9 protein-coding genes are annotated in these 14,298 nt (G+C 70.9%); all 9 read right to left on the bottom strand.

Features of this window, described 5'->3' with window-relative positions:
* Window positions 1–58: 58 nt before the first annotated feature.
* Complete coding sequence (locus tag CRV15_RS00255; protein WP_003962821.1) at window positions 59–994, bottom strand: terpene synthase family protein; 936 nt, start codon at window positions 992–994, stop codon at window positions 59–61.
* Between the two features lie 15 nt (window positions 995–1,009).
* Window positions 1,010–2,599, bottom strand: a complete 1,590-nt coding sequence (locus CRV15_RS00250) for a prenyltransferase/squalene oxidase repeat-containing protein (RefSeq protein WP_003962822.1) — start codon at window positions 2,597–2,599, stop codon at window positions 1,010–1,012.
* A gap of 335 nt (window positions 2,600–2,934) precedes the next feature.
* Window positions 2,935–4,023 (bottom strand): polyprenyl synthetase family protein, encoded by a 1,089-nt coding sequence (locus CRV15_RS00240; protein ID WP_003957287.1) that lies wholly within the window; start codon window positions 4,021–4,023, stop codon window positions 2,935–2,937.
* A gap of 1,327 nt (window positions 4,024–5,350) precedes the next feature.
* Window positions 5,351–6,874, bottom strand: a complete 1,524-nt coding sequence (gene exaC, locus CRV15_RS00225; RefSeq protein WP_003957286.1) for an acetaldehyde dehydrogenase ExaC — start codon at window positions 6,872–6,874, stop codon at window positions 5,351–5,353.
* 185 nt (window positions 6,875–7,059) lie between these two features.
* On the bottom strand, window positions 7,060–8,634 hold the full coding sequence (locus CRV15_RS00220; RefSeq protein WP_009998206.1) for a GMC family oxidoreductase: 1,575 nt from the start codon (window positions 8,632–8,634) through the stop codon (window positions 7,060–7,062).
* Window positions 8,635–8,794: 160 nt separating this feature from the next.
* On the bottom strand, window positions 8,795–10,510 hold the full coding sequence (locus tag CRV15_RS00215) for an APC family permease (protein ID WP_003962827.1): 1,716 nt from the start codon (window positions 10,508–10,510) through the stop codon (window positions 8,795–8,797).
* Window positions 10,507–11,976 (bottom strand): aldehyde dehydrogenase family protein, encoded by a 1,470-nt coding sequence (locus CRV15_RS00210; RefSeq protein WP_003962828.1) that lies wholly within the window; start codon window positions 11,974–11,976, stop codon window positions 10,507–10,509. Before CRV15_RS00210 ends, CRV15_RS00215 begins: the two co-directional genes overlap by 4 nt.
* A gap of 194 nt (window positions 11,977–12,170) precedes the next feature.
* On the bottom strand, window positions 12,171–13,436 hold the full coding sequence (locus CRV15_RS00200; protein WP_003962829.1) for a GAF domain-containing protein: 1,266 nt from the start codon (window positions 13,434–13,436) through the stop codon (window positions 12,171–12,173).
* Between the two features lie 117 nt (window positions 13,437–13,553).
* Complete coding sequence (locus tag CRV15_RS00195) at window positions 13,554–14,153, bottom strand: N-acetylmuramoyl-L-alanine amidase (protein WP_003962830.1); 600 nt, start codon at window positions 14,151–14,153, stop codon at window positions 13,554–13,556.
* Window positions 14,154–14,298 lie beyond the last annotated feature (145 nt).

Genomic DNA, 14,298 nt, shown 5'->3' with positions numbered 1-14,298 from the left:
CTCGGGTGGTGGCGGCGTCGTAGCGACAGGCTGAGGTCTCCTTCGAGACCGGGTGATGTCACCCTGGTGCGGCGTCTTCCGCGGGGGTTGGACGCGAGGTGTGTGCGTCGCGGAAGTCTGCGAGGTCGTAAAAGGCCACGGCCCATTCGGCGAGGCGGACCGATTCGATGGCGGCAGGATTGTTCTCGGCGAGCAAGGGCGCGAGCCGGGCGCGGCCGGCGGTCACGCGGGCGTCGCGCTCACGACGCACCCAGTCAGGGGTGACGCCGTACATGAAGACGTTGTTCTGGCCGTTCTGGCCGCTCTCCCAGCCGATGGTGCCCAGGTCGTTGGCGAGCCGTACGGCGGTGGCGAAGTCATCGAGGGCTGGTACCAGGGCGTCCAGGCGGCTGGGCAGGCACGGGTCCGTGGAGGAGATCCACCGGGGCATGTGCGTGGTCCATACAAGGGAGCTGTCCTTGTGCTCCAAGTAGTCCGCCACGGGAAACTCTTGGCCGGGGCACTGCGACCGTGCGTGCCCGGTTCGCCAGTCGTAGCGCAATCCCTGCATACAGCGGTCGAACCTGTCGGTCCACAGATCCGCCAGCGCCGGGTACAGCGGGAAACGGGAGAACTGCTCCTGGATCTCGGACAAGGCATCGAGCAGGGGGTGCGCGGTGTCGGGTACGCCCGTACGCACGACCGCACTGCAACGGGTGAGTATCTCGTCCAGTTGTGTCTCCGTGACGGCTTCGTCCTCTGTGTAGTCGTCCAGGGCGTACGCCCAGACACAGATGCGGGCGCACCAGCGCAGCTCGTGGAGGGTTCGCCACGGGCTGATCGTCGCTGTGGACAGCGCCATGGCTGCCACGGGGGTGGCCTTCACCCGCGGATGCTTCGCGGTCCACGCTTGCAGGTCGGCCAGCAATTGCAGGGCGAGTACGCTGAGGGGCGCGCACTGGGCCGGGGTGGGCAGGTACTCCATCGAGGTGTGTCCGACGTGGGTCGATGCCATGGTGGAGCCTCGTCTTCACAGGGGCGGCAGAAGCAGGTCACGGGTGGTGTACAGGGCGGCGGCACGGGCGGCGCGGACGACACGTACCGGCGTGTACAGGTCCTTGTCATGCCATAGGGGAGTCAGCGGCAAAGCGCCGCAGAGGCGGGCGCGCCCCCTGGTGAGCGCCTGTTGCACGGGGATGTTCCCGCCGCCGGAAGGTGGGGCGAGGATCTGCAGGGCGTAGGCGGTCTCCTCGACCGTGGAGTGCCACAGGCCCCAGCCGCCGTCCGAGCGTTGTGTTGCCAGCACCCACCGCACAGCACGCTGCCGTGCGGGGGCGGTGGCAGGGGAAGCGTGGGCTGCCAGTGCCTGGGTGCAGCAGACGGTGGCGTAGTAGGGGGAGGCGTGCCACTTGTCGAGCCAGCTGCCATCCTGCTTCTGAGCCGCGAGGAGCCACGCTGATGCGGTGTCCATGGCTGAGCCGTATCGGGCCCTGTCCTGAGGGTGTTGGGCGACGTGGTGACCGAGCGTCTCCAGGACATGGGCATTGGTGCTGATGGAAGGGGTGCGTTCGCCGATGAAGCACTGGAAGTAGCCGTCCGTGCGGTAGTCCATGAGGACCTCGGGACGGCGCCCGCGGCCGTGCGTGGCAAGCGCCAGCAGAACGGCGGCGGTGTCATCCGCGTCCGGCGGCAGTCCCGCACCCGCTGGAGCGCCCTGTGGTGTGAGCGCTGCCTCCAGGCTGTCGAGAAGGGCTGCCGGAGCCTCGCATGGAACCCCCGCGGCAGCGAAGTTGTTGAGCAGCCAGGCCCGTTCGAAATAGGTGATCGGGGTGATGGAGGGCACCGGGCCGCTGTATCGGTGCTGGAGTTCTTCCAGGTAGCGCCGTGCGCTGTCGCTCTGTTGCGACGGGGCGACCCTGGTGAGCCATGTTGCTGTCGCGGCGGCGGAGCCACCGATGATGCCCTGGGCGGGTTGAAGGTGGGAGGCTGCCTCGGTCGATAGCCCCAAGGTTTCCGAGGCGTGCCACACCTTGCCCGGGACAGGTGTGCCGGCTGCGGCGTGGGAGCGCAAGGCCCCCAGCGTGCGGCCGTCGAGGCCCCCGGGGCAGACGAGGCTGCCGCGGTGTTGCGAAAAAGCGGGTCGGGAATGCGGGTGCGCCGGGTCCAGGAGGTGCTGGATGCCCTCAAGGAGCGAGGGTATGACCAGTTCGACCGCAATGGTGTCCGGCGGGCTGTCGCTCGTCCCAAGACGACGCAGTGCCGTCAGGCCCGCGTCAACTGCGCGCAGGAGCCGGTCATGAGGCACTCCGTGGTCCTGCGCGGGAGACGCCAGACAGGTGAGCAGGGCGTGTACGGCACTCAGCGTGGGTACGAGACGGTACCCGCCGGGCGGGCCCCACGAGCCGTCCTCATGCTGCCGCTCCAGCAGGAAGGCCACCCGTGTGGCGTGACCGCCGAGCCAGGTGGCGTGGGCCACCAGCCGCGCCGTTTCGTACTCGGACACGGACACCTCACCCCAGGCGTCCTCGGCCGACTCCGTGAGGAGTTGCGTCGCCTCATCGACAAGGGTCCGCTGTCGTATCTGAGGCGGAGGGGCATCATGCGCGTCGGGCAATGTCATACGGTACCGGCACCTTCCCAATGATCGGCGGTTTTCGTGTGCGGCTCGCGGCGGGGCTCCTTGGGGGCGAGGAGGCGATCGACGCGTCGGGGACCAGGCCGACTGTGGTGACGTCTTCGGGCCGGAGCCCGGTGTCCTCGGCGTGCCCCGGCGGATGGTGTCGCCCGGCGGCGGGATCAGGCCGGGGACCTTCGTCCTTCAGGGCGTCCACCGTCTCCATCGGCCCGTACGCTGAGCGCGTGGTCAGGGAGAGCCGCGCGACGCGGTCGACGCCCGCGCGGTGGCCACAGGAAGCTGCGGGCACGACCCGGTGGCGCGGTGGCAGGACTGTGTGTTCATGCAGCCCTGACCGTTGCCGCATCAGCGATCCGGCGAAGCGTTCGGGCGGTGGAAGGCGGGAAAGATGCCTGATCGAGAGCTTGATGTGCCTGCGCATGGCGGTTTCGGATCAGGCGCTCGACTTCAGCGCGAGCGCCGGTCGCGGTGAGGATGCCCCTGATCCGGACAGCGTCGTGCTCGTCCAGGCCCGGATTGCCGAGCAGCAGGTGGAGGACCTTGCGCTGGGCCGCATCGGCGCGCTGGAGGGCGAGGGCGAGGAGCACGGTGTGTTTGGCGCCCCGGAGGTCGTCGAGCACGGGTTTGCCGGTCTGTTCGGGAGCGCCGTAGACGCCGAGAAGGTCGTCGCGCAGCTGAAACGCCTCACCGAGCGGGAGAGCGTAGGCGGTGCAGGCTTCCAGAACAGCGAGGCCGGCGCCCGCGAGGGAGGCACCTATGTGCAGGGGCCGCTCACAGGTGTACTTGGCGGTCTTGTAGCGGGCAACGGTCAGCGCGGCGTCGAGATCCAGAGTCGGGTCACCGGCAGCGCAAAGGTCAAGATACTGCCCGTACATCACCTCGGTCCGCATGCCGTCGATCACCGGCAGGACCGCCGCCAGGCGGTCGGGGGTCAGGCCCGCGGTGTGCAGAAGTTCATCGGACCAGGCCAGAGCAAGGTCTCCGACGAGGATCGCGCCGCCGGTGCCGAGGTGCGAGGCGGCCTCCTGACCGCGGAGCGCGCTGTGGTGTGCGGCGAGGGAACGGTGGACGGTGGGCTTGCCGCGGCGGGTGTCGGAGTGGTCCATGAGGTCGTCATGGATCAGAGCGAAGGCATGGAACATCTCCAAGGACGCGGCGGCCTGCACTACAGCGGCCATGTCGCCCGCGCCGCCGCCTGCGTACCAGCCGCAGATGCACAGCAGCGGGCGGAGCCGCTTCCCACCCGCGAACACGAAGTTGCGCAGGGTCTGCACGACTTCGGCAGGCATGCAGTGCTCAGCGGCAGCGCGCTGCTTGCCCACGAGGAAGCCCTCAAGGCAGGTCTCGACGGCACGGCGGTTGGCGAGCAGGTCCAGCTCAGGTCTGGCCGCGTTGGTCAAGGTGCTCATGATTGCGGTGCCCTTCCTCGTCACTGGTGGTGTGTGCGTCACGTACCGGCCGAGGGACTTGTTCGAGCAGCGCCTCAATGTTCCGGTGCTCAGAGGCGGTGGCAACGAGGGGACCCCGAGGGCTGGTGAAGCCGACCAACAGGAAGTCGGCCCGTCATGCAGGAAGCGCGGTAATCAGGTGGCTGTCCCTTCATAGGAGCAGACGTCTACTGATTCGCAAGTACGAACACTTTACGTCATACGGTCGTTGGGAAATCAAGTATGCCCCCATTGCATGGCCGGAATCACTCTCAAAATGGGGTAAGCGCCCTGGAGCCGACTGAATGTCAGACGCACCGGGGCAGCAGTGATGGCCAAAACGAACCCTTGCTATGATCGCGGTGCCCGTCGCGTTGATCGAATTCCGCTGTCCGGGTTTATTGATCAGAAATTCATGGGTTTTACTCATTGATGATGCGGCGGATGTTTCGGCCGCCGGAGTATCCGTGCACGATGTGGGTTGATATCGCCGGCGGTGGAAGAAGCGGCTGGTTTCGGCGCCGGGTTGGGCCTGGTTCCTGGGCCCGGTGGGTGTGGGGCAGGCCGCGTTCGAGGTCGGAGTCGACCGCTCGGCAGTGACATCACGGGCGCGCCCGGTACAGGGTGCGGGGCGGGCTCAGGGCTCTCTACGCGTCGGCGTCGGCGGGTTCCCAGCGGGGCGGAAGGAAGCCATGACACGTCCCCTGCACTCACATTCTCCGAAGTCCTCGCGGAGATCCGCACGAGCCCGTCGGTTTTCTACCGCGTCCGGGCCCGGGGCGCCGCACCACGCATGATTGAACTGCCCAATGGAGAACTGCGCTGCCGCCGCGCCGACCTGGACAAGTGGTGGGATGCCCGCGAAAGGGACACGCGTGAATGGCGATGAGCTACAGGGTCCGATTTCCGGGAAATACGCGAGCGCGCCGACCGGCGGAAGGGCTTCGGGGTCCGCTGGACCGTCAGCGGCCGTGAGAATTCCGCGTCCTTCGCCACCAGAGGACTCGCGGAGAGTCGTCGCGCCACACTGATGACCGCCGCCCGCGACGGCGAGCCGTTCGATCCGCACAGCGGGCTGCCCGCCTGCGGGCTGCGAGCCCGGGAGCGGCGCACCACCTGGTACGGCCTGGCACAGGAATACATCGAGCAGCGCTGGGACCGGACGCCGGGCGGGACAGAGCATCCAGGTTCTCTTCCGCCACTGCGCCACGTCCCTCGCCGCGGCACGCGGGCACACCAGCCGCCCGCCTTGGTGACACCAAGGGCGCCTGACGGGAATCATCCCAGGTCAGGCGCCCTTTTCCAGCTCCTAGAAGAAACCCAGCCTCTTCGGTGAATATGACACCAAAAGATTCTTCGTCTGCTGGTAATGGTCCAGCATCATCCGATGGCCCTCCCGCCCGATCCCCGACTGCTTGTAACCGCCGAACGCGGCATGCGCGGGATAGGCGTGATAACAGTTCGTCCATACGCGACCCGCCTGGATCGCCCGGCCCGCCCGGTACGCGGTGGAGATGTCACGGGTCCACACCCCCGCCCCCAGGCCGTACAGGGTGTCGTTCGCGGTCTTGATGGCGTCGTCGAAGTCCGAGAAGGACGTCACCGCGACCACTGGGCCGAAGATCTCCTCCTGGAAGACCCGCATCCGGTTGTCGCCCTCGAAGATCGTCGGCTGGACGTAGTAGCCGCCCGCCATCTCGCCGTCGTAGGTGATGCGTTCACCGCCGGTCAGGACCTTCGCTCCCTCCTGCCGGCCGATGTCCAGATAGGAGAGGATCTTCTCCAACTGGTCGTGCGACGCCTGCGCGCCGATCATCGTCTCCGTGTCCAGCGGATGGCCGGGCACGATCAGCTCGGTCCGGGCGACCCCCGCCTCCAGGAACTCCCGGTAGTGCCCGCTCTGGATCAGGGCCCGCGACGGGCAGGTGCACACTTCGCCCTGGTTGAGCGCGAACATCGTGAAGCCTTCGAGGGCCTTGTCACGCAGCTCGTCGTCGGCGGCCCAGATGTCGTCGAAGAAGATGTTCGGCGACTTGCCGCCCAGCTCCAGGGTGACCGGTTTGATGTTCTCGGAGGCGTACTGCATGATCAGCCGGCCGGTGGTGGTCTCACCCGTGAACGCGATCTTCGCCACCCGAGGGCTGGACGCCAGCGGTTTGCCTGCCTCCACACCGAAACCGTTGACGATGTTCAGCACACCGTCGGGCAGCAGATCGGCGACGAGATCCAGCCATACATGGATGGACGCCGGGGTCTGCTCCGCGGGCTTGAGGACGACCGCGTTGCCCGCCGCCAACGCCGGGGCCAGCTTCCACGAGGCCATGAGGATCGGGAAGTTCCACGGGATGATCTGGGCGACCACCCCCAGCGGCTCATGGAAGTGGTAGGCGACGGTGTCGTCGTCGAGCTCGCTGAGCGTACCCTCCTGGGCGCGCAGCGACCCCGCGAAATAGCGAAAGTGGTCGATCGCCAGCGGGAGATCGGCCGCCAGGGTCTCCCGTACCGGCTTGCCGTTCTCCCAGCTCTCCGCGACCGCCAGCTCCGTCAGATGCGCCTCCATCCGGTCGGCGATCCTCAGCAGGACGCCGGCACGCTCCCCGGGCGCCGTACGACCCCAGGCGGGAGCCGCGGCGTGCGCCGCGTCGAGGGCGCGTTCCACGTCCTCCGCGGTTCCCCGGGCGATCTCGGTGAAGGGCAGGCCGTTCACCGGACTCGGGTTCTCGAAGTACTCGCCCCGGGCCGGTGCGACGTACTCCCCGCCGATCCAGTGGTCATAGCGGGACCGGTAGGAGACGATCGCGCCCTCGCTGCCCGGTGCTGCGAAACGGGTCATGTACTGAGCCTCCCGATGACTCTGCTGACGCTTCGACGGCTCGTCCGACGGAGCCGGGGGTCATCGCCCTCCGTCGTCGGACGACTACACGGCGAGGCTAGGAGCCGGGAGGTTGCAAGGAGGTTGCGCCTCGCCGGACCGCACCCGGAGCCCCCTCCCGGCCCGCTCGCCGCCCCGCTCCCGGCTCAGCGGTGGTCCGCCCGGATCAGATCCGCGCACCGCTCACCGATCATCATCGTCGTGATGCACGGATTGACGGTGGTCAGCACCGGCATCACCGACGCGTCCGCCACCCGCAGCCCTCGTACCCCCTTCACCCGCAGCCGGGCGTCCACCGGGGCGTCCCGGTCCTCCGCCGCGCCCATCCGCACCGTGCCCGCCGGATGGTAGACGGTGTTGTGCGTCTCCCGGACATACGCGAACAGCTCCTCGTCCGAGCGGGCCCCGGGCCCCGGCGCCAGCTCCCGCCCCGCCCACTCGGCCATCGGCGCCCGCGCCACGATCTCGCGTGCCAGCCGCAGCCCACGCAGCATCACCCGGACGTCGTGCTCATGGGTGAAGTACCGGGGGTCGACCATCGGCTTGTCGCGGAAGTCCCGGGTCCGCAGCCGCACCGTGCCCAGCGAACGCGACCGGGTGACATTCGGCGTGAGACAGAAGGCGTTGTCGGACGTCGGATAGCCGCGACGGTACGTGTTCAGATCGAACGGCACCGACCCGTAGTGGAACATCAGGTCCGGCCGGTCCAGACCCGGTTCCGTGTCCGCGAAGACACCGATCTCCCACCACTGGGTGGACGAGGTCACCATCGGACGGCGCGCCTCCCACATGACCAGCCCCTCGGGATGGTCCTGGAGCCGGGAACCCACCCCCGGGGAGTCCACGCGCACCGCGACCCCCGTCTCCCGCAGATGCCGGGCCGGACCGATCCCCGACAGCATCAGCAGCTTCGGCGAGTCGATCGCGCCACAGCAGACGACCACCTCGCGCCGCGCCCGCACCGCCCCGGTACCGCGTGCGTCCGGCAGCAGGAACTCGACCCCCTCACAGCGCCCCTCCGCGTCCAGCAGCAGCCGCTTGGCCTGGACCCCGGTCCGGACATCGAGCCCCCGCCTGCCCAGGACGGGATGGAGATACGCGACCGACGACGAGGCCCGGGTCCCGTCCTCGTACGCGTTGATCTGGAACCAGTTCGCCCCCCGCACCACCGTGGAACCGGTGTTGAACGGAGTGGTCGGTATGCCCGCCGCCGCACAGGCGGCGAGCAGGGCCCGGCCGCAGGGATCGGCCGGCGGCACCGTGCGGATGGTCACAGGACCCGAACGCCCGTGGTGGTCACCGGGCGCGTCATTGTTCTCCAGCCGCCGGAAGAACGGGAAACACTCCAGGGCGCCCCACCCCCTCGCCCCCAGCGCGGCCCACTCGTCCAGATCCTCCGCCGGGGCCCAGAACGCGATGCACGAGTTGTGCGAGGAACAGCCGCCCAGCACCTTGCCGCGCGAGTGCCGCAGAAAGCTGTTCCCCCGGGGCTGCGGCTCAACCGGATAATCCCAGTCGTACCCCGAGGCCAACAGCTCCATCCAGCGGTCGAGCCGCAGGACGCTCTCGTCCCCGGCGTCGGACGGCCCCGCCTCCAGGACACAGACGCTGACACCGGGGTCCTCCGAGAGCCGCGCGGCGACGACCGATCCCGCCGTACCACCGCCGACCACCACATAGTCGTACACAGGAACGGAACCGTGCGACGCCGACAGGGACATGGGCCACCTCCGAGGACAGGGCTGGGACCGGAAGACAGCGGAGCAGGGGACACCGGCGGGCGCCGGCAGGCGCCGGCCCGGCAGACGATGAGCGGCGGGCGCGGCGGACACCGGCGGGAAGGGCCGCGCGCCCCGGCCGCTCAGGACCGTTCGGAACGGTTCAGGACACCGGGGGCGGCGACTGCGGGGCGCGGTGCTCCTCCCGCACCCCCGTACGGTGGCGCTGCACCCCCCAGTAGTAGGCGAAGCCACCGAGCGCCACGGCCCCGATGAACAGGAACGCCCCCCAGCGCAGATACCAGTGCTGCTCGCCGGTGGCGTTGTAGACCTCGGCCCGCGGCCAGGCCAGGTTCAGCGACATCGCCGCGCCCCACACCACCGCGACCACGTTCACCGGCAGCCCCCAGCGGCCCAGCGAGAAGGCGCCCTCGGCGGGCCGCCACCGCCCGCGCAGCCGCTGGATCAACTGGGGGACCGTGACCAGCAGATACGCCAGATAGACCATGATGATCGCGATACTGGTGAGCACCGAGAAGATCTGCGGCTGCCCGATGTTGAGCACCAGGACCGCCACCCCCACCACCCCGAGCACCACCGCCGGGAGGACCGGGGTGCCGAACCGGGGGCTGACGCGCGAGAGCAGCCGCCCGGCGGGCAGATTGTCGTCCCGGGCCATCGCGAACATCAGCCGGATGCCCGCCGCCTGCACCGCCAGCATGCACACGGTGACCGCCACCACCACACACCACAGGACGATCTCGCCGACCGTGGGCCCCAGGGTCTCCAGCACCACGTACTGGAGCCCCTGGGCCGACAGACCGGGCGCGCCGAGATCCGGCACCGCCATCAGGGCCAGCAGCAGAATCAGCCCGCCGAGCGCGAACGAGGCGACCAGCGCGCGCAGGATGGCCCGGGGCGCGTTGCGGCCCGGGTCGCGGGACTCCTCGCCCAGCGAGGACGCCGTGTCGAAGCCGTACATGACATAGGCCGAGGCCAGTGACGCGGTCAGAAACGCCCCGAACCAGCCGAGGGCATCGCCCGAGCCCTTGCCCCGGGTCTCCATGAGCACCGCGCCCGGCCCCCGGGTCACCTCCGTGGCGAGCAGCGCCACCAGCGCCACGGCGGCGATCAGTTCCACCAGGACGCCCGCGGAGTTGATCCGGGCCATCAGCCGTACGCCGAACGCGTTCACCAGCGTGGAGAACGTGATCAGCACCGAGCCCAGCAGCACCGCGTTGGCGGCGCTGTCGGCGGCGTTCCCCGTCTCGCCGACCAACTGGAACCGCTGGTCGATCAGCGGCAGCGTGATCTGGTACGCGAGGGCCACCGCCGCCAGCGTCACCATCGTCGCGGTGAGCATCATCCAGCCGCCGAGCCAGCCGATGTGCGGACCGCCCAGCGTCTTGGCCCAGTTGTAGACCGAGCCCGCCACCGGATAGCGCGCCGCCAGCTCACAGAAGCAGAGGGCGACCATGAGCTGTCCGGCGAACACCAGCGGCCAGGACCACCAGTAGGCGGGTCCGCCGAAACCGACACCGAAATAGAAGAGCTGGAAGGTGCCGGTGAGGATGGAGATATAGCTGATACCGGCGGCGAAGGTATGGAACGAACCGAGGCTGCGGCGCAGCCCGGAGGGGCGGTAGCCGAGCAGCGCGAGGGCCGCGTCGTCCCGGCCGGAACCCGTGCTCCCCGTGCCGCCCGTACCGCCCTCGGGTCTGGTACCGCCCGTGGTGCCCGTTCCGGCGGCGGGGTCGCCCGTACCGCGCGCGGGGCCCGCTGCGGTGCCGGGGCCCGTCCCATCGGCGGGGCCCGTGCCGTCCCGGGCGCCGTCCCCCGGGCCGGGGAGGGGGCCCGGGACGTGAGCGCCGGAGGTCATGCGAACCACCCCTGGGGACGCGGCGCGAGATTGTGCCAGACGTGCTTGGTCTCCTGGTACTCCGCGAGCCCCGCGGGCCCGAGCTCCCGCCCCACCCCCGACCGCTTCATCCCGCCCCACTCCGCCTGCGGCACATACGGGTGGTAATCATTGATCCAGACCGTCCCCGCGCGCAGCCGGGACGCCACCCGCCGGGCCCGCCCGGTGTCCTGCGACCAGACCGCGCCCGCGAGCCCGTAGACCGTGTCGTTCGCGAGCGCGACCGCCTCGTCCTCCGTCCGGAACCGCTCCACCGTGAGCACCGGACCGAAGGACTCCTCCCGCACCACCGACATGGCGGCGGTGCACTCGTCCAGGACCGTCGGCGGATAGTGGAAACCCCCGCGCAGCGCCGGGTCGTCGGGTCTGCGCCCGCCGCAGCGCAGCACCGCGCCCTCCGCCACCCCCGCCGCCACATACGCCTCCACCTTCTCCCGGTGCGCCGCCGAGATCAGCGGACCGGTGCGCGCCTGGGGGTCGAACGGCCCGCCCATCCGTATCCGCTCCGCCCCCGCGACCACCGCGTCCACGAAACGGTCGTGCAGCACGTCCTCGACCAGGAGCCGCGCCCCCGCCGAGCAGACCTGCCCCGAGTGGAGGAAGGCCGCGGTGAGGGCATGGTCCACGGCGGTGTCGAAGGCGGCGTCGGCGAAGACGATGTTCGGGTTCTTCCCGCCCAGCTCCAGCGCCACCTTCTTCACCGTGGCCGCGGCGGCGGCCATCACCCGCCGCCCGGTGGCGAGCCCGCCGGTGAACGACACCATGTCGACCCGGGGATCGGCGCAGAGCGGGGCACCCGCCCCGGTGCCGGTACCGGGGACCAGATTGGCGACCCCGTCCGGCAGCCCCGCCTCGGCCAGCAGCCGCATCAGCCCGATCGCGGTGTGCGGGGTCAGCTCGCTGGGCTTGAGGACGAACGTGTTCCCGGCGGCCAGCGCCGGAGCGACCTTCCAGGCCACCTGGAGCAGCGGATAGTTCCACGGGGTGATCAGCGCGCAGACACCGACGGGCTCGTGCACCACCCGGCTGTCGACGGCGGGCTTCCCCGTGGCAATGATCCGGCCACCGCCGTCGGAGGCCGCCAGCGCGCCGAAGTACCGGAAACAGGCCACGACGTCGTCCAGGTCGTACTCGCTCTCGACCAGCCGTTTCCCGGTGTCCAGGGACTCGGCGCGGGCGAGCGCGGCCCGGTCGCGCTCCAACAGCCGGGCCACCCGCAGCAGCAGCGCGCCCCGTTCGGCCGCCGGGGTGTGCGGCCAGGTGCCCCGGTCGAAGGCGGCACGCGCGGCGCCGATCGCCGCCGACACGTCCTCGGGCCCCGCCTCGTCCACGGTCGCGACGAGGGTGCCGTCGGCCGGGCAGCGGATCTCCCGCCGCCGTCCGTCGAGCGCGCTCGTCCAGTCACCGCCGATGAACAGCTCCGGCATCCGGTCTCCTCCGGTTCGCTACGGTCGGGCATCGGGCATCGGGCATCGGGCGCTGGGCGTCGGGCCGCGGACGTCGGGCATGCGGCCTTCGGCAACGGGCTGGTACCCGGGCCGGGCCGCCCCATACCCCCGGCCCCGGGCACACCGGCACGCCCGACCGCAGAAGCATCCGGCCGGGCACGGACCGCGGGCCGTCAGGCCCAGCGGAGGCCGCCGTCCAACTCCCGGACCCTGGCCAGCGCGGAGGGCCGCTGCGGTGCGGGCAGCACGGAGGCCAGCGCGCGCCACACCGGCAGATCCTCCTCCCCCCAGGGGCTGTACGCCCAGTCCCGCAACAGCCCCGGATCGCCGCGCGCGATGAGCGCCGCCCGCAGCTGATCGGCGAGCCGCCGCCGCAACCTCACCACCGCGGGCGCCCGGGACGCGGGCAGCAGCGGCCCCGCGTAGGCACCCAGCGCCCCCGTGACCGCCCCCGATGCCAGCCGCCGGCTCACCGTGCCGAAGTCCGTGTCGACCCGCTGGGTGAGCCGGTACGGCCGGGACCGGAGCGCGTCCGGCCCGAGCAGCCCCCGCAGCCGGTGCAGTTCGGCCCGCAGCGTCACCGGCGTCACCGACTCGTCCTCGTACAGTTCGACCAGCAGCTCGTCCCCGCAGATCCCCTCGGGGCGGTGCGCGAGCAGCACCAGGATCTCGCTGTGGCGGCGGCTGAGACGGGTGGTGAGCCCGCCCGCCGTCAGCAGGGCCTCGTCCCGGCCCAGCGCCCGCAGCTGCGCGCTCCCCGGGTCCGGCGGCGGCGCCAGCAGGGCGAGCTGGGACTCGGCCGCCCGGGCGACCGCGCCGATGAACGCCAGACTGTGCGGGTGCGCCAGCCGGTCCCCGCCGGTGATGTCGACGGCACCGAGCAGCCGTCCGCTCGCCGGGTCGTGGATGGGCGCCGCGGCGCAGGTCCACGGGTGGACGGGGCGGCAGAAGTGCTCGGCCGCGAACACCTGGACCGGACGGTCGACGGCGAGCGCCGTCCCCGGCGCGTTGGTCCCGGCCGCCGACTCGGCCCAGCGGGCACCGGGCACGAAGTTCATCAGATCCGCCTGGCGCCGGGTCGCGGCCGGCCCGTCCACCCACAGCAGCCGCCCGTGGGCGTCGCAGACCGCCACCAGATGGTCGCCGTCCCGGGCGTAACCCCCGGTCAGCTCACGGATCACCGGCATCACCCGGGCCAGCGGGTGTTCCTCCCGGTGGGCGGCGAGGGCGTCGTCGTCGAGTTCGACGCCCGCGATGCCCTCCGGGCACACCCGGGCACGCGCCGAGCGGCGCCAGGACTCGGCCACGACCGGGCGCACGGGCCCCTCGACCCGTCCCGCGCTCCGGTAGACGTCGTACGCCCGCCGCAGCTCGGCGCTGCGCGTGCCCGGATCGGCACCGGACTCCAGAGCCACCCATCCCTCGGTCGCGTCGCTCATAGCGGGAGCCTTTCCCCGCCGGTGCCCGCGCATCCGTGCGGACGCGGGCGCCCGGGGGCGCGCCGGGACCCCCGGGGGTGCCGCCGACGGCGGTCCGCGGTCGCGTCCGCCGCCGGGTCAGGAGAGGTTGACCAGCCGGACATAGCCGGTCCAGTCCCAGTGGGGTCCCGGGTCGCTGTGCGTGGCGCCGGGGACCTCGTGGTGGCCGATGATGTGCGTACGGTCCTTGGGGATGCCGTACCGCTCGCAGATCGCCGCGGTGAGCGCCGCCGACCGCTCATAGAGGGCCGGGGTGAAGAAGGACGGTTCGTCCACCCAGCCCTCGTGCTCGATGCCGACGCTGCGCGTGTTGTACCCCCAGTGGCCCGCGTGCCAGGCGATGTCCCGTTCCCGTACGCACTGGGCCAGGGACCCGTCCGACGACCGCACCACATAGTGCGCGGACACCCGCCGGGCCGGATTCTGGAAGATGGCGAGGGTGTCGGCGAAGGTCTCCTGCGTGACATGGACGACCACATGGGTGATCGGGTACGCCGAGGGGCGTTCCGACGCGGTGCGGTTGGCGGGCGCCGCGGGTGCCCAGAAGGCTCCGGGGTGGTCGGTCGGCGCCGACGGCGACGGGGAGCGCCCGACTGCCGCGTGGGCGCGGGCCAGGGGCGACAGGGCGGCTCCGGTGGACGCCACCGCGGCGGCCCTGAGCACTTCTCTGCGGTCCATGGGACCTCTCCAGACGGTCGGGGACGGGGAGGCGGGCAATGCCCTCCCGCCGCGCGGGACCGGGGGAGGACGCCAGCAGCATCCCCTGCCGGCGGCGGTTCGCCGGGGACGTCGGCACTCCACCGTGTCGGTGGTGTCGGAGTCG

The organism is Streptomyces clavuligerus, assembly GCF_005519465.1.
GTDB classification, from domain to species: Bacteria; Actinomycetota; Actinomycetes; order Streptomycetales; family Streptomycetaceae; genus Streptomyces; species Streptomyces clavuligerus.
This window is presented reverse-complemented; position numbering and strand designations above follow the sequence as displayed.